Below are 17268 nucleotides of genomic sequence, written 5' to 3' on the forward strand. Positions count from 1 at the left end.
ACATCAACCAGCCGTCGAGTACGTCGAACATCGCCCAAAGCGCACGACCCAAAGATCTCTTCTGACCACTTCCATTCGTTGCTCACCATGACTACGCCCTCTGTTGGCATGTAAATCATGGAGTTACAGACTAAAGCGCAACAAAGATGTGATCAAGAGACAGTGCCTGCGCAGGGGCGACGGAGGGTTGGGAGGAGAGTGAAAAAGGGCAAGGATGCCGCGCCGCGAAGCGGCGTGCTTTTGAAGAACAGAGTCACTGGGCCCCTGCCTTCGCAGGGGCGACGGAGGGTTGGGAGGAGATTGAAAAAAGGCAAGGATGCCGCGTCGCGAAGCGGCGTAATAATCAAACCAAGCAACGTCACTGGGCCCCTGCCTTCGCAGGGGCGACGGGGGTTGGGAGGCGGGTGAAAACCCGGCAGGGATGCCGCGCCGCGAAGCGGCGTGCTCTATCCACTGGTCACATCCCCAATTATCGCCGCGTCGGTCCTCAGACCATCAAAGAAAGCCATGATCAAGACTTGACTCAACAATTCGATAACCTGGGGCAACCCTTCGACAGGCTCAGGGCGAACGGCTGTTGCCATAGGCAGGGCCTATTGCACCATTGTCAGTACCAGCGAGATCACGACAAGCCCAACCAAAACAAGCGCCCTGTGCGCAACCTCCTCCGATCCGGCACAATTCACGGTTCGCGTCGGCCTGCTGCCGATGCCTGAAAATTCCGGAAAAAGATGACCCTGCAAGGCAATTACGAACAGATCGCGCTCAAGGATTATGCCGAGCGCGCCTACCTCGATTACTCCATGTACGTCGTGCTCGATCGCGCGCTGCCGTTTATCGGTGACGGCCTCAAGCCGGTGCAACGCCGCATCATCTATTCGATGAGCGAGCTTGGCCTGAATGCCGGGGCCAAACCGAAGAAATCGGCGCGCACGATCGGTGACGTGATCGGCAAGTTCCATCCGCATGGAGATAGCGCCTGCTACGAGGCGATGGTGCTGATGGCGCAGCCGTTCTCGTATCGCTATCCGCTGGTTGGTGGCCAGGGCAACTTTGGCTCGCAGGATGATCCGAAATCCTTCGCCGCGATGCGCTACACCGAATCCAAGCTGACCCCGATCGCCGAGGCCCTGCTCGAAGAACTCGGCCACGGCACGGTCGACTGGACGCCGAACTTCGATGGCACGCTGAAGGAACCGGCATGGATGCCCTCGCGCATCCCGCATGTGCTGATCAATGGCACCACCGGCATCGCGGTCGGCATGGCCACTGATATTCCGCCGCACAATCTGCGTGAAATCGTCGACGCCTGTATTCACCTGCTCGACAATCCGGATGCGAGCATCGCCGAGCTTTGCGAATTTGTTCCAGGCCCGGATTTTCCGACCGAAGCCGAGATCATCACGCCGAAGAGCGACCTGCTCAACATGTACACGACCGGCAACGGCAGCTTGCGCGCACGCGCCGTGTACACGCGCGAGGACGGCAATATCGTCATAACCGCGCTGCCGCATCAGGTTTCGCCGTCGAAGATCATCGAGCAACTCGCCACGCAGATGCGCGCCAAGAAGCTGCCGATGATCGAGGATGTGCGTGACGAATCCGATCACGTCAATCCGATTCGCCTGGTTCTGTTTCCGCGCTCGAACCGGGTCGATGTCGACGAAATCATGCCGCATTTGTTCGCGACCACCGATCTGGAAAAGAGCTACCGGGTCAATCTCAACATGATCGGCCTCGATGGTCGCCCGCAGGTCAAGAATCTCCGCCAGATCCTCAGCGAATGGCTGCGCTTCCGCACCGATACGGTGACCCGCCGCCTGCAGCATCGCCTGGAAAAGGTCGAACGCCGTCTGCACCTGCTTGAAGGTTTGCGCATCGCCTATCTCAACCTCGATGAAGTGATCCGCATCGTGCGTACCGAGGATGAGCCGAAGCCGGTGCTGATGGCGCGCTTCAAGCTCAGCGAGGAACAGGCTGATTACATCCTTGAGACGAAGCTGCGCCAGCTCGCACGGCTTGAGGAGATGAAGATCAATGCCGAGAGCGACGCACTCGAACAGGAGCGCGCAAAGATCAATGTGCTGCTCAATTCGAAAGCACGCCTGAAGACCCTGATCAAGGACGAACTGCGCGAGGATGCGAAGAAGTTCGGCGATGATCGTCGCTCGCCGCTGGTCGCACGCGCCGCCGCGCACGCACTCGACGAAGCCGCGCTGGTCGCCAGCGAACCGACCACCATCGTGCTTTCAACCAAGGGCTGGATCCGCGCGGCCAAGGGCCACGATATCGATGCCGCCGGCCTCAACTATCGCGAAGGCGACAGCTACCTTGCTTCGGGCAAGGGCCGTACGACCCAGCAGGTTGCCTTCATTGATTCCACCGGTCGCAGTTATTCGACTGCGGCACACTCGCTGCCTTCGGCGCGTGGCAATGGCGAACCGGTCAGCGGACGCTTCAGCCTGCCATCGGGTGCGCAAATCGATACCCTGGCAATTGCCGATCCGGCGACGCGCCTGATCATGGCTTCGGATTTCGGCTACGGCTTCGTGACCCGCTTCGAAGCCCTGCTCGGCAACAAGAAGGCCGGCAAGCAACTGATCAATCTCGATGCCAAGGCGCATGTGCTGCATCCGGCCCTGGTCGATGACACCGCCCGCGACCGCATTGTCGTTGCCACCAACAGCGGCCATTTGCTGATGTTCTCGGTGGCCGAACTGCCCGAGCTCGACAATGGCGGCAAGGGCAACAAGATGATCGAGATTCCGAAAGCCAAGCTGAGCTCGGGTGAACGTGTAGTCGGTATCGCCGTGGTCGCCGAAGGCAAGGGTGAGGCGACCCTGTTTGCCGGCCAGCGCAAGCTGATCCTGAAGTGGGCCGATCTGGTCGAGTATGGCGGCAATCGTGCGACCCGAGGCTCGCTGCTGCCGCGCGGCTTCCAGCGCGTCGACCGCATCGAGACCACAGGCTGACCATGAAAAAACCCGCGCGCTGGTTGCTTCGTCTGACAGGCCTGATCCTGCTGTTGATCATCGCGCTGGTCGTTGCTGCCTGGCTGGCCTTGCGCGGCAGCCTGCCGCAACTGGATGGCAGCGTGCAGACCTCGATGCTCAACGCGGCCACGCGGATCGAACGCGACGCGCTCGGCACGGTGACGATCATTGGCGAAAATCGGGCGGACGTGACCTGGGCGCTTGGCTACGTGCATGCCCAGGAGCGCTTCTTCGAAATGGACCTGATGCGCCGCAGCGCGGCCGGTGAACTGGCCGAACTGTTTGGTCCGGCGGCCTTGCCGATTGATCGCCGCGCCCGCGTTCACCGCATGCGTGCCCGCGCCGAAGCCACTCTCGCTCTTTCATCCGAGGCCGACCGCAATCTCATCGATTCCTATCGCGATGGCGTCAATGCCGGGCTTGCCGCGCTCGACGTGCGTCCGTTCGCCTATCTGCTCACGCGCAACACCCCGCGACCGTGGAGCAGCGCGGACAGTCTGCTCGTTATCGATGCCATGTACTTCACCCTCAACGATGCTCAAAATCGACGCGAGCTGGCGTTTTCGCGCATGAAGGCCGCCCTGCCCGAATCCGCGTTCAACTTCCTGACCGCCACCGGCGGCTGGTGGGATGCGCCGCTGAGCGGCCCGGAAATGCGCTGGCCGGAACCACCGCCTGCTGTGGATATTGATCTGCGCGCGCTCGATCGATCCCTGCTCAAGCATGAGCCATCGGCCAGCGATGTCGTACCGGGCAGCAACAGTTTTGCGGTCAGCGGCGCGTTGACCGGCGGACCCGGCCTGATCGCCAATGACATGCATCTTGAGCTGCGTGTACCCGGCATCTGGTTCCGTGCGCGCCTGATCTTTCCGAACCCGCGCCATCCCGGCGAAACCATCGATGTCAGCGGCGCCAGCTTGCCCGGCACGCCGGCCATCGTCGCCGGCAGCAACCGCTCGATCGCCTGGGGCTTCACCAACAGCTATGGCGATTTCGCCGACTGGGTGCGCGTGATTGCCGATCCGTCCGCTGCGGATCACTACCTAACCGCCGAAGGCAGTGCCGCGATCGAAACGCACGAGGAGTCCATCGCTGTCCATGGTGGTGCCGCGGAATCCCTGCTTGTCCGTGAAACACGCTGGGGTCCGATCCTGGCGGAAGACGTTGACGGCACACCGCTGGCCCTGGCCTGGACGGCAGAACGCGAAGGTGCGCTCAACATCGAGCCGATAAAGCTGGAAACGGCGGAGACCGCGGACGAAGCCGTCGCCATCGTCCAGCGTGCCGGCATGCCCGCGCAAAACTTCCTGGTTGTCGATCGGTTCGGCAGCATCGCCTGGACGATTGCCGGACGCATTCCGCAGCGCGTCGGTGGCTTCGATCCACAATTGCCCGCGGACTGGAGTCAACCCGGCACCGGCTGGAACGGCTGGCTTGATCCGTCCGACTATCCCTTGATCTCGAATCCGCCATGGCAGCGATTGTGGACGGCGAACGCGCGCATCGTCGATGAAGGCAAACACCTCGATCTGCTCGGCGACGGCGGCTACGACCTCGGCGCGCGTCAACGCCAGATTCGTGATGATCTGCGCGCGAAAGAACATTTCAGCGTGGCCGACATGCTCGACATCCAGCTCGATGATCGCGCCCTGTTTCTTGATCCGTGGCGCAAGCAGCTGCTCAGTCTGCTTGAACACAGCCCGAGTACGCCTCAGCGCAGCGCCATACGCGATGCGCTCGCGGACTGGGATGGTCATGCTTCGATCGATTCGGTCAGCTACCGCATCGTCCGCGGCTGGCGCAACGAGGTGAAGGACACCGTGCTGGATGCCTTCGCCGGCGCCGTGCGCATCCACTTCGCCGATTTCAGGATGCCGAAACTGGCTCAATCCGAACATGCCGTATGGATGCTGCTGCAACGGCGTCCACCGAACCTCCTGCCACCGGGCTATCAAAGCTGGGACGCGCTGCAACTGGATGCGCTCGATCGCGTGGCCGACAGTCTGCAAAAACAGCCCGGCGGTATCGCCGCGCAAACCTGGGGCGAGCGCAACACGGCGCGCATTGCCCATCCGCTTTCGCGCGCCCTGCCGGGCTTTCTCGCCCGCTTGCTCGACATGCCGGCGGATCAGCTACCCGGCGACAGCAATATGCCGCGCGTGCAAGGCCCGGCGTTTGGTGCCTCGGAACGCTTCGCCGTTGCACCGGGCGATGAGGAACATGGCTACTTCGAGTTGCCAAGCGGCCAGAGCGGCCACCCGCTGTCACCGTTCTACGGCGCTGGCCATCGTGACTGGGTAGAAGGCAAACCAACGCCCTTCCTGCCCGGCCCGGCGATCCATCGATTGCGCTTTGAACCCATTGCGCATTGAAACAAGCGGAAGCTCACGCTTCACGCTTCCCTCCCAGAAGCGCCCTCGGCAAAGAAGGGCGCGCGCAACGGTTCTGGATCAGGGCGAATCGAAACCATGCTGGAAGATGATGTCGCTGGCCGAAGGTGCCAGGGTCGGGACGCCGTAAGTCATCTGGATACCCGATGTCGCCGGCCGAAGCTGACTGGTGACCGAGACCGGATCCGAATAGGTGGTCACCGAGAACGAATAGAGTGTTCCCCAATCGAGCGACTGGCCTGAGGGTGCGGTCCAAGTCAGGTAGCCACCGGCCGAACTGAAGCTCCAGTCGTTGCCGCTGTCCAGATCACCATCGCTGAAGCGACTATCAATCACGCTGACCCCCGCAGGAATCGGCACGCGGAAGCGATCGAAACCCTTGTTGCTGATCACCTCAAGATTCGGCTCCGCGCCGGCCGTGACCGCGCGCGAATAATCGAGATTGTGCACGGCGTAGTGATAGACCTGCTTGCCGTTGCCAGCATCCATTACGCGGACGGCGACCTTGGCATGGCCTTCACCAACCGACAACTCGGCGTTCTGCACAGCAAGCGTGTTGGCGGGAGGATTTTCGATCCAGCGATCGGTCACCGAACCGAGCTTGAAGTTGGCGACTCCGGCGAAATTCCAGTCATCACCGGAATAGACCGGCGTACCGGTGACTGTCGCCATCGAGTTGTAGATATTGATGTCCTGTCTCGCCAGATACCAGGAATCGAACAGATAGGTCGCACCAGGATTCTTGGTGCTGCTGATCTGCGATTCATTGACGACCATGCGACGCACATAGCCATCATCGGATGGGGAAGAATTGGTGTTGCTGCTGACACAACCAGGGTCGAACAACGAACGACAGCGACCCCATTGACCGGTCGCCGGAATGATCTCGGAACGGAACGAGAGATCCTGGTTGGCATCGTTGTTGCTATTACTGTAAGTATCAGAGCACGAACGGCCGAGTACATGATTATCGAAGTTTTCGCCCGATGCACAATTGAAGTTGGTTGTCAGCCAGGCATGCTTGACCCCGGAGCGTGCAATCTGCTCAATGCTGCCATCGGCATTGATACGGTACATGTTCCAGATCAGGAAGGGATGCTGGTCATTGTTATACGGACGAAAGCCCACCGCCCCGATGATGTCCGGATCGACGCTGAACTTGCTGTACCACGGAACCCAGGCGGTCCACAGCGCACTGCTGATGCCCGCTGCACCCTGGCCTGAAATCGTGGTTACCGCGGTTCCTACGTTGACGTTGTTCCTGAGGGTCGAGCTGGGGGCGAAAACGACTCTTCCGTTTCCCTCCGGGCCCGTCACGCCACTCGATCTGTTTCTGGCAACCGAGATGTTCTGCATGAAAAGATCCGTCTGGTAGACCACACCAGACGGCTGGCCGACAACCTGCTCGCCGTGCCAGTGGCTTGGCGATGGCGTACCGAGCAGATCCTTGATGCCACCCCCGCCCTGCTGGGTGATCTCGGTCAGGATTTCCAGGTCGCCGACCGGCGCATCAGCCATTTCCGGATGGCCAACGCGCTCAGCAAGTGCACGCGTCACGCGCATGTCCGCCGTGTAGATCGCCAGCACGTGATTGTCGTTGACCAGTTCGTACATCAACTTGTCAACATAGAACCAGACTTCGCCGTCGCCACTGACAACATCGAGCCACATCGGATTTTCCGCATTCGGTCGCAGGCGGAAATCGACCAGTGGAATCGTGTCGCCGCCATCAAGCTTTAGCGTGTAACCGCCGCGCGATTGCAAGGAACCTGCGAGGAATCCGGCGAACGAACCGCGATCGGCACGGAACTGGATGCTGCCGCTCTGCCGAAGGGCGAACAATTCGGATCCGAGCGCCTGGCGCACATTGAGGCCGTCGGTCAGGCGGGCGCTGGATGCGCTCAATCTGTTTGTTGGGTTGGCGACTCGGATGCCAATGCTCTGCAAGAGGTTTTCATTCAGGCGCACGCCAACCGTGCCGCCCCAAGCCGCCCAATCGGTGGTTGTTTCTGTTGCCGGGCTCGGCGTCGTCGGCTGGGCCATCGAATGCATCGGCACGCTGGCCAAGGCCAGGGCCAGCGCGAGTGGCAAATATTTCAGATTCATCATGTCGTTCCCAAGATTTGATTGGCTTGATCGGCACGCAATGCTGGCCTGTCCCTGGCCGTCACTGCGTGGTTTCATTCACGGCGTAAAAACGCTGCCTGAAGCAATGGTTTCAGGCGGCGACTTGCCATAGCCCTGCTGAAAAACGGTGTCATCAAAACTGTTGGCGAAAATGCGGTCCCCGGCTTGCGGGCCATTCCACAATTGCCACATGTACTCGCCGCGCGAGCGATCTTTCGGGCCGACCACGGCAGGCCGGTTCGGTCCACCCGCGCACATCAGGTTTTCACCCGGGATTGTGCGCTCGATCGCCTGGTTGCGCAGAAATTCCATGTATTCACGACTCGATGTCTGATAGTAAAGCCGCGCAGTCACGGTCAGTGGCCCAGGCGTTCCTGGCGGGATCGTTGCGGCATAGTCGACTTCATCGTAATTGACCAGAATACCGCTTCCCGGCGAAGTTTCCGGGTAGTTGATGCCAACCGGGCGCAATTCGTAGCCATTCGGATCGGCAACAGTTGCTGGCTCGAAGCCGAGCGGCGGAATGCGATTGTCCTTGGCCACGCAATCATTCAGAACGAAATGGAAGGCCTCGCGACCAAGGCCGTCAACGGCATCGCAGCTGCCTGTTCCATTACGATTCCAGATACCTTGCAACACCTCGTAGACGCGCAGTTGCGGATCGCTTGCAAGCACCGCGCTGGCATCGTCATAGTTGCCGCTCTCGAAGATCAGGACACCATTGAAATCGCGTAGCTGGACGTTGAGCCACATGCGCCGACCTTCGGAATACCCACTCGGCAGCTTGTGCCCGCTGTGGTTGGTGACCTTGACCCGCGCATCGATCGAGCCTGGCGATCCTCCGCTTGCGGCGCTGTAGGCGAGCAGGGAAACCTCAACGTCGGCCGCGGTTTGCAACAGGTCGCGAGCGGCCTGGATCGTGCGATCGAAGTCATCCTGGCGACCGAGGCCACCACCAGACCCCGGAATCGCCGAGGTATCGCTGTATTCGCCCTTGATGATGCCGGGCACCCAGGTATTGCCACCGACAAAGGTATGCACGGGCAGATTGCCGGTACGGCTGGGCCCACCCGAACAGGCGGTCGCGGTTGGGTCCTCGCTGTCGGGCATGTGGCAGCCCTGGCAGGTCTGCCCGCCGGCGCCGGAGAAGTCGCTCTGCTTCCACTCGCTGTAGGTGCGCTCGATCGGAAACGGGATGGAGGTATCCGTGCCATCGGCAAGCTTGAGGGTTTTCAGCGGGCCCGCATCGGTATCCGGCGTGGTCACGTCGTGACAGGAGCCACAAAGTTTACTGTCTTCATGGAACGTCGATTGCGCCCACGCATGCGGTGGCGAGAATCCGCCCGAATAGGTGTAGGGTCCACGCCGGCAAGGCTCGCCGCTTCCGCTGCAGGCGGCGTCATCGAGCCAGACATTGGCATTGCCGATCATGCCGGGCTCGCCCAGCGGCCCGGTCGGCATCAGCCGATGGCAGAAATGGCAGGCGACGCCGCTGTAGTCGTTCGAGAAATCCAGTGCGTCGGGGGTGCCTTCAAGCAGGCAGCCGTTGGCCCCCTTGACCGGATCATTCACTGCGCCGAATCCGGCTTTGACCACGCGTCCGCCATACCAGCCTTGCGAGGTATGACAGCGCAGGCAGAAATCGCCGGCGCCGGGGAAATCCTTGTTGGCGACATCAACCGCGGCCCAGAACAGCGGGTCGCGCGTCGCATTCGCCATCATCGAGCCGCCCCAGGTGCTGTGCGGGCGGAATTCCGGATCGGTGCCGGAAGAACCACCATGGCAACCGCCACAGCCATCCGAGGGCAGCATCGAGTAGATCAGTCCCGGCTGGGTACCGTGCGGGGTGAGGTCGAGCGCCGATGCGCCCGATGAGACGAGCAACAACACGACCATCAATGGCAAACGCCATAGCCCATTCAATCGCACTCGCCGCCCCCGGTATTCAAATCGCAACACAAACCTCACCCATGTTGAAGGCGCGCTCGATCGCGCGAACTCGTTTGCAATCCCTTGACTCGCTGCATCGCTATGCCACGCGGATACCGACCCTTTCGCCCGCGGCCTCTGCGATCAAGCGGTGCAATCCCGCCGATCCATCACGAGATCAAGGCAAAGCCACTGATTTCTATCACGAATCGGGGCACATCACACCCTGAAATGCCGACTTGCGTGTCCGCTTTGCGCAAGTTTGCTATCGGATCCACGCATTGCCGAGCGTTGTTCAGCAGCGCCGGGCTCAAGCAAGCAGACGCTCGGCGATATCCAGATACAAACCCGGAAGACGCTCAAGATCCTCGATCGACACGCACTCGTCGATCTTGTGAATGGTTTCATTGATCGGGCCGAGCTCGACCACTTCGGCACCGAGCGGCGCGATGAAGCGGCCATCCGAGGTGCCACCGCCGGTGCTCGCCACCGGAGTGATCGCACAGATTGATTCAATGGCTGCGATGGTCGCATTGCGCAAGCGCCCTTCGCCGGTCAGGAAGGCTTCGCCGGACAGGTTCCAGTCGATACTGAAATCGAGGTCATGGCGCTTCAGGCAGGCCTCGACTTGCTCGCGCAACGTAGCAGCCGTGCTGGCCGTGCTGAAGCGGAAATTGAAAGTGACATCGAGTGTTCCGGGAATGACGTTGTTGGCACCGGTGCCGGCATGGATATTCGAGATCTGCAACGAGGTTGGCGGGAATTCCGCATTGCCTTCATCCCAGCGCGTCGCCACCAGCTCGGCCAGCGCCGCTGCTGCCGCATGGATCGGGTTCAGGGCTTTTTCGGGATAGGCGACATGCCCTTGAACGCCGCGGACGCGCAGCTGGCCGTGCAGCGAGCCACGTCGACCGACCCGAATCAGATCGCCCAGCCGCTGCTGCGAAGAAGGCTCACCCACCAGGCACCAGTCGATGCCCTGGCCTCGGCGCCGAAACTCTTCGGCAACGCGGCGCACGCCATCAATCGACGGTCCTTCCTCATCGCTGGTCAACAGGAGAGCGATCGTGCCGACATGATCAGGATGGCGCTGGACGAATTCCTCAAGCGCAAGGCACATCGCGGCGACACCGGATTTCATGTCGGCCGCACCACGACCATACAGGTGTCGATCACGGATCGTCGGTTCGAATGGCGGACTCGTCCACTGCTCTTCCGGGCCGCTCGGCACGACATCGGTATGACCGAGGAAGACCAATACCGGTGCAGCGGAACCGTGTGTCGCCCACAGATTGTCGACCTCGCCGTAGCGCAGGTTTTCGATGGTGAATCCGGCATCGGCAAGCCGCGCCGCCAGCAATGCCTGGCAGCCGCCATCCTCGGGAGTTACCGAAGCGCGGCGGATCAGTTCAGTGGTGAGATTGAGGATGTCGGACATGATTCGTAATACCGGCAGAATTCCTGTGGCGGTTTCCTACAAAGGTTTTTCAGCTTGTCGGAGAAAACAATCCGACATAAACCTTGTCATTGAAACCCAACTGCACCCTGCCATCGGCGAAGACCAGCACGGGGCGCTTGACCAGGGCCGGATATTCGCGGATCAACAAATTCCATTCGGCCGCCGAGCCCGGTGATTTGCGCGTCGGCGCGAGCTTGCGCCAGGTCGTGCTGCTGCGATTGATCAAGGCATCGAAACCACCGACTGCCTCGGCCCAGGCTTTGAGCATGGCCGGCGTGGCCGGCTCATCGCGATAGTCGATGAAGCGATGCTCGATGGCATGTCGATCCAGCCACTTGCGCGCCTTGCGGCAGGTATCGCAATTGTTCAATCCGTAGATGTCGATACTCATGCGCGCAGCAACTCGTTGATCGCGGTTTTCGCGCGCGTCTTTTCGTCGACGCGCTTGACGATGATCGCCGCATACAAACTGTGACTGCCATCAGCGGCTGGCAACGAGCCGGCGACGACAACACTGCCCGCCGGAACGCGCCCGTAGCTGACTTCGCCGCTGGCGCGATCGTAGATTTTCGTCGACTGACCGAGAAACACGCCCATGCCGATGACACTGCCATGCTCGACGACGACACCTTCGACGACTTCCGAGCGTGCGCCAATAAAGCAGTCATCCTCGATGATGGTCGGCCCGGCTTGCAGCGGTTCAAGCACGCCGCCGATCCCGACACCGCCGGACAGATGCACGCGCGCACCGATCTGCGCGCAGGAACCCACCGTGGCCCAGGTATCGACCATGCTGCCGGCACCGACATGCGCACCGATATTCACGTAGCTCGGCATCAACACGGCGTCGGCGGCGACATGCGCGCCACGGCGTACCAGCGCCCCGGGAACCACGCGCGCGCCAGCCGCGGAAAAGGCAGCGGCATCGGCATCGACGAAACGCAGTGGGACCTTGTCCCAGGCCTGCATCGGGCCGCCATCCATGACCCGGTTGTCGTTGATGCGGAAATACAGCAACACGGCCTTCTTCAGCCACTGATGGACGATCCAGCTGCCATCGGCCTGTTGCTCGGCGACACGCGCCTTGCCACTTTCCAGCAAATCCAGTGCGGCCTCGACGGCGGGACGGATGTCCTGTTCGATCTCGCCGCTGGTCAATTCGCTGCGGCGTTGCCACGCCGCATCAATGATCGTTTCAATAGCTGACATGGTTATCCTTGCGCCAAATCAAGTTGTTCAAGCAGGGCCGCGCGCAGACGTTGCTGGGCGGTCTCATCGAGCAACTGGTCATTGTCGTCGCTGATGCGGAAAAAGTCTTCGACGCGTTCGCCGAAGGTGGCGATGCGCGCATCGTGAACGCGCACGCCAAGCTCACGAAACGTCTGCGCAACCGAGGCCAGCAGTCCCGGCCGATCCGTGCAAACGAGGCCGAGCCGGGTGCGTTCGGCGACGATGCTGAAGACAATACGCGGAACGATATGAAAATGGCGCAGGGTCCGCGGCAGGGCCCGGCGCACCGGTTGTTCGCTCAGGTTTTCCTGACCGAGGGCCAGACGCAGTGCGAACTCCAGTGCGCTCACCTGATCGCTATCGAGCAAGGGCTTGCCGGCGGCATCGAGGACAAAGAAGGTATCCAGCACTTTGTCCGAATGCGCCGAGATGGCGCGTGCCTCGACAACATTGAGATGCGCACGATCGAGTACCGCCGTGATCGTCGCAAACAAGCCATCACGATCGCTCGAATAGACGAACACTTCGCTGGTTCCGCGCACGCCCATCGGATTGACTCGCACCAGCGCATCATCGCTATCGCCATGTGTGGCAATCGCCGCCGTCTGCCAGGCGATTTGTTCGGGCCGGTAGCGCAGGAAACTTTCCTCGGGAAAATCCGCCCAGATCCGCGCCACGGTATCGCTGTCGATGCCTTTCGGTTCCAGCATCACTTCGGCGCGCGTGCGCGTCTCGGCGACGCGCTCCTCGGCCTTGGGCAATTCGCCGGATTCCTCGCGCAATACATAACGTGTCGCCGAATAGAGATCCGACAACAGGCGATCACGCCAGGTGTTCCACAATTTGGGACTGGTGCCGTTGATGTCGGCGACGGTCAGCAGATAGAGATAATCGAGCCGCTCCCAATCATCGACCTGTTCGGCGAAGCGATTGACCACGGCGGGGTCGGTAATGTCCTGACGCTGCGCAGTGACGCTCATGAGCAGGTGGTTGCGGACCAGCCAGGTGACCCGCTTGATCGCCGCCGGACGCAGGCCCAGACGCGTGCAGAAATCGCGCGCATCCTCTTCACCGAGCACCGAGTGATCGCCACCGCGACCCTTGGCGATGTCGTGGAAAAGCCCGGCCAGCAAGAGCAGCGCAGGTTGCGGAATGCGCTGGTATAGCGAATGGGCGAGCTTGAATTCGCGCGCACCCTCCTCGCTCGCAAAGCGCGCGATGAAGCGCAATACGCGCATCGTGTGCTCATCGACGGTGTAGACATGGAACAGATCGTATTGCATGCGCCCGGTGACCTTGGCGAAGCCGGGGATCAGCCGCGCCAGCACACCGTGTCGTGCCATCGCCGCCAGCGCCTCGACGGCCGCAGCACCGTGCTCGAACAATTCGCGCATCGACGCAAACACATCGGCCTGATCGAAATCGAGCGCCGGATTGGTCAGGGCCAGACGCACCTGGCGCAAGGCGTTTGCGCGTAGCCCGCGGATTCCCGGTTCGGTCGCCATCAGCGCATACAACTCGATCAGCGCACAGGGGTCCTCGCCGAGGCGGTGGGTTTCATCGACATCGAGACGATCGACGATTCGCAGATAGCCACCACCGAGCTTCTGCGCACTCTCCGCCGGTTTGGCCAGCATCTCGCTGCAGCGCGCCAGCAACTCCTCATTGGTACCAGCGATACGGCGCACGGCACGGTAGTAATCCTGCATGCATTGTTCGACACCGAGGTTGTCGGCGTGCTCGTCGCGATAGCCAAGGCTTTTCGCCAGCTCGCGCTGGTAATCGAACAGCAAACGCTCCTCGGCACGACGGGCAAGCAGATGCAGCGCGTAACGGATGCGGAACAAGGTCACCTTGGCCGAAGCCAGTGCTTCGGCTTCGGTCGCATCAAGCAGACCGGCCTCGACCATCATTGACAGATCACTGGAACCGGCAATGGTGCGACCCAACCAGCCAATCAACTGCAGATCACGCAAGCCGCCGGTACCTTCCTTGAGCTGCGGTTCGAGGTTGTAGGCGGTATCACCGAAACGCAGATGACGGGCGGCCTGCTCGGCCTTCTTCTCGATGAGGAACCCGGCCGGCGTCCACAGCGTTTCATCGGGTAGCGGCGCAAGCAGGCTTTCGGCCAGTTCGCGCGAGCCAACCAGGAAACGCGCCTCGATCAGGTTGGTGTAGACACTCACGTCCTGCGCGGCCAGGGCACGACACCCGGCCAGATCGCGCACCGCCAGGCCCGGCTTGATGCCGAGATCCCACAAGCAGGCGCAGAAGGCTTCGATGGCACGAATCACGCGTGGTTCGGGTGATTCGATGGTCAGGATCAGCAAATCGACATCGGAATGCGGAAACAACTCACCGCGACCGAATCCACCGACCGCAATCAGCGCCGCATTGTCGGTCTCACCGAGCCAGGAGTGCCAAGCGTATTCGAGCATGCGCTCGACCGCAGCGGTTCGCGCCACGACGATTTCCCCGGCATCGGCATGATCACGGAAGGCGCCGGCAAGATCACGATCGTAGTCGACCAGATACTGACGCAAAGCCAGTCGGGCCGGGCCGACGACACCGACACGCGGCACCGGTTTGGCCAATCGCGGCAGGGGCGGCACACGCGTCACTGACTGGAGGGGCGTACCCATGGGTCTCGCATCGGTCCTGTGAAAAGTAACAACTCAGTACCACCACAACGCCCCACATTGCCGAAAAGCAACATCACTGCCCCCTGTAGGGAGGACGACGGGCGGGGATCCGCACCAGGCAAGTCCTGTTCATCGCGAACCCGTCAATAGCCCGCAATCAACTCAAGCCCCGTTCGGCCACGGCGTCAGGATTTCATGGCCATCGTCGGTCACCGCGATCGTGTGCTCCCATTGCGCCGACAGCGAATGATCGCGGGTGACCACGGTCCAGCCATCCGGCAACAGGCGCGTATGTCGCTTGCCCGCGTTGATCATCGGCTCGATGGTGAAAGTCATGCCTTTCTTCAAGGTCAGGCCGGTACCGGCCTGGCCGTAATGCAGCACCTGCGGATCCTCATGATAGATGCGCCCGATGCCGTGTCCGCAATATTCGCGCACGACCGAGAAATTCCGTGCTTCGGCATATTTCTGGATGGTCTCGCCGATATCCCCGAGGGTCGTACCGGGCCTGACGATGGCGATGGCGGCAAGCATCGCATCACGTGTCGTTTCGACCAGGCGCCGGGCCAGCACCGAAGGTTCGCCGACGAAATACATGCGACTGGTATCGCCGTGCCAGCCATCCTTGATCACGGTGACATCGATATTGACGATGTCGCCGTCCTTGAGCACCTTGGTTTCGGAAGGAATGCCGTGGCAGATAACGTGATTGACCGAGGTACACAAGGTCTTGGTAAAGCCCTTGTAACCGACATTGGCGGGGATGCCTCCCTGCACATTGACGATGTGGTCATGACAAATCTTGTCGAGTGCCTCGGTGGTCACGCCGGCCTTGACGTGCGGCGCAATCATTTCCAGCACTTCGGCAGCGAGACGGCCGGCAATGCGCATCTTCTCGATATCTTCGGGGGTCTTTATGGTGACTGACATGGGATCTCTTTATTCGGGGCGCTTGATTCGGGGCGCTTGTCGCAGGCGCCGTGGACAGGCTACAATTCTACGGATAACTCGGCTGGCCTGCTTGCCTGCAGACTGGCAGGGTCATCAGGCCTCGCAGTACAGGCGCGAGGCCATCACTGGCGAACTAGGGTAAACACCTGCCCACGTTTGACCAAATCCGCACACGTATCGTCACCGTTTTCGGGGTGCCTCTCCGGAGGTCGCAAACGGCGGATACGTGGAGGTTTAACCCCGGGCATTACCGTACACCACACAATAAACCTGTGCGGCTGCCCACGATTGGAGCTTTACCATGCCACAAGTCACCATGCGCCAGATGCTCGAAGCGGGCGTCCATTTCGGCCATCAAACACGTTACTGGAATCCCCGCATGGCGCCGTACATCTTCGGCGCACGCGGACGCATCCACATCATCAACCTTGAAAAGACCATGCCGCTGTTCAACGACGCGATGAATTTCGTGTCCGGACTGGCGCAAAAGCGCGGCACCCTGCTGTTCGTCGGCACCAAGCGCTCGGCGCGCGATGCGATCAAGGAAGATGCCGCACGCTGCGGCCAGCCTTACGTTGCGGCACGCTGGCTCGGCGGCATGCTGACCAACTTCCGCATGGTCAAGCAGTCGATCGCCCGACTCAAGGAAATCGAAGCCATGGCCACCGATGGCCGCTTCGAGAAGCTGGTCAAGCATGAAGTCCTGCAGCTCAGCCGTGAGCGCGAGAAGCTCGAACGCTCGCTTGGCGGCATCAAGGACATGGGCCGCCTGCCCGACGCACTGTTCGTCATCGATATCGGTCACGAGAACATCGCCATCCAGGAAGCCAAGAAACTCGGCATTCCGGTCGTTGCCGTGGTCGATACCAACTACGATCCGAGCCTGGTCGATTACGCGATTCCGGGCAACGATGACGCAATCCGCGCCGTTCAGCTCTACACCAGCGCCGTCGCCGACGCCGTGCTCGAGGGCAAGGCCGCCGCACCGACCGTCGCCGTGAACAACGACGAATTTGTCGAAATGGATGCCGACGGCAACCCGATCACCAAGGATGACCGTCGCAAGCAGGCCCCGCGTGGCAAGCCGGCGGCCAAGCGTGGCGCGCCGCCATCAGGCGCGCGTCGCGGTGGATCGGCCAAGCCGCAGGCGGACGCCAAGCCAGCCGCCGCTGCCGAGAAAGCTGAAAAGCCGGCCGAAAAAGCTCCTGAAGCTGCGGCCAAGCCGGAACCAGCAACCGAAGCACCGGCCGCCGAGTAAGTCACACCGCTGCCTTCTGGATTTGAAGGCAGCCCGTGGTTCCTTCGCCCACGCGCGTCGTCGGGCGGAGGGACACAAGATGCTGCAAGGCCATGATTGCCCGAACTTGAAGCCGACGAACACCGGCACAGGATTTCGATGCAATTCGTGACCCGGACATCCCGTCTTTTTTTTCGCGTGACATGACGAGTCGCGCCAAGCTTGTGAGGTTTAAGCGATGGATATCACTGCCCAGATGGTCAAGGAACTGCGTGAGCGTTCCGGCGCAGGCATGATGGAATGCAAGAAA

At 61.2% G+C, this 17268-nt stretch carries 11 protein-coding genes; 3 read left to right on the forward strand and 8 right to left on the reverse strand.

From position 1 onward, the window contains the following. The first annotated feature begins 731 nt into the window (after window positions 1-731). Entirely contained in the window at window positions 732-2972 is a 2241-nt protein-coding gene (gene parC, locus VFN25_RS14080) for a DNA topoisomerase IV subunit A (protein WP_325142981.1), read from the forward strand. Between the two features lie 2 nt (window positions 2973-2974). Further along, on the forward strand, window positions 2975-5365 hold the full coding sequence (locus VFN25_RS14085) for a penicillin acylase family protein (RefSeq protein ID WP_325142984.1): 2391 nt from the start codon (window positions 2975-2977) through the stop codon (window positions 5363-5365). A 78-nt stretch (window positions 5366-5443) separates the two neighbouring features. On the opposite strand, the gene VFN25_RS14090 is transcribed toward VFN25_RS14085, so the two are convergent. From VFN25_RS14090 to map, 7 genes are all read right to left on the reverse strand, one after another. Next, window positions 5444-7492 carry a hypothetical protein gene (locus VFN25_RS14090; RefSeq protein WP_325142986.1) on the reverse strand — a complete coding sequence of 683 codons (2049 nt, stop codon included), beginning with the start codon at window positions 7490-7492 and terminating at the stop codon, window positions 5444-5446. Between the two features lie 75 nt (window positions 7493-7567). Further along, a complete protein-coding gene (locus tag VFN25_RS14095) occupies window positions 7568-9433 on the reverse strand; it encodes a hypothetical protein (RefSeq protein WP_325142988.1) in 1866 nt (621 codons plus the stop codon). A gap of 316 nt (window positions 9434-9749) precedes the next feature. Continuing rightward, window positions 9750-10877, reverse strand: coding sequence for a succinyl-diaminopimelate desuccinylase (dapE, locus tag VFN25_RS14100; RefSeq protein ID WP_325142990.1), 1128 nt, complete (start codon window positions 10875-10877; stop codon window positions 9750-9752). Between the two features lie 49 nt (window positions 10878-10926). After that, window positions 10927-11289 carry a Spx/MgsR family RNA polymerase-binding regulatory protein gene (locus tag VFN25_RS14105; protein WP_325142992.1) on the reverse strand — a complete coding sequence of 121 codons (363 nt, stop codon included), beginning with the start codon at window positions 11287-11289 and terminating at the stop codon, window positions 10927-10929. Continuing rightward, window positions 11286-12107: a 2,3,4,5-tetrahydropyridine-2,6-dicarboxylate N-succinyltransferase gene (gene dapD, locus VFN25_RS14110; RefSeq protein WP_325142994.1), complete on the reverse strand. Its 822-nt coding sequence runs from the start codon at window positions 12105-12107 to the stop codon at window positions 11286-11288. Before dapD ends, VFN25_RS14105 begins: the two co-directional genes overlap by 4 nt. A 2-nt stretch (window positions 12108-12109) precedes the next feature. Further along, the gene (glnD, locus tag VFN25_RS14115; RefSeq protein WP_325142996.1) at window positions 12110-14770 is read right to left on the reverse strand and encodes a [protein-PII] uridylyltransferase; all 2661 of its coding nucleotides are present in this window, start codon (window positions 14768-14770) and stop codon (window positions 12110-12112) included. A 162-nt stretch (window positions 14771-14932) separates the two neighbouring features. Continuing rightward, window positions 14933-15700 (reverse strand): type I methionyl aminopeptidase, encoded by a 768-nt coding sequence (gene map / locus VFN25_RS14120; RefSeq protein WP_325142998.1) that lies wholly within the window; start codon window positions 15698-15700, stop codon window positions 14933-14935. Between the two features lie 322 nt (window positions 15701-16022). Between map and rpsB the strand changes: the two genes are divergently transcribed. Then, the gene (rpsB, locus tag VFN25_RS14125; protein WP_325143000.1) at window positions 16023-16979 is read left to right on the forward strand and encodes a 30S ribosomal protein S2; all 957 of its coding nucleotides are present in this window, start codon (window positions 16023-16025) and stop codon (window positions 16977-16979) included. A gap of 1 nt (window position 16980) precedes the next feature. Here rpsB and VFN25_RS14130 read toward each other — a convergent pair. Next, a partial coding sequence (locus tag VFN25_RS14130) for a hypothetical protein (protein WP_325143002.1) occupies window positions 16981-17268 on the reverse strand: 288 nt, incomplete at its 5' end.

Origin of the sequence: Dokdonella sp. (assembly GCF_035703485.1) — a bacterium.
Classification (GTDB): Bacteria; Pseudomonadota; Gammaproteobacteria; order Xanthomonadales; family Rhodanobacteraceae; genus Dokdonella.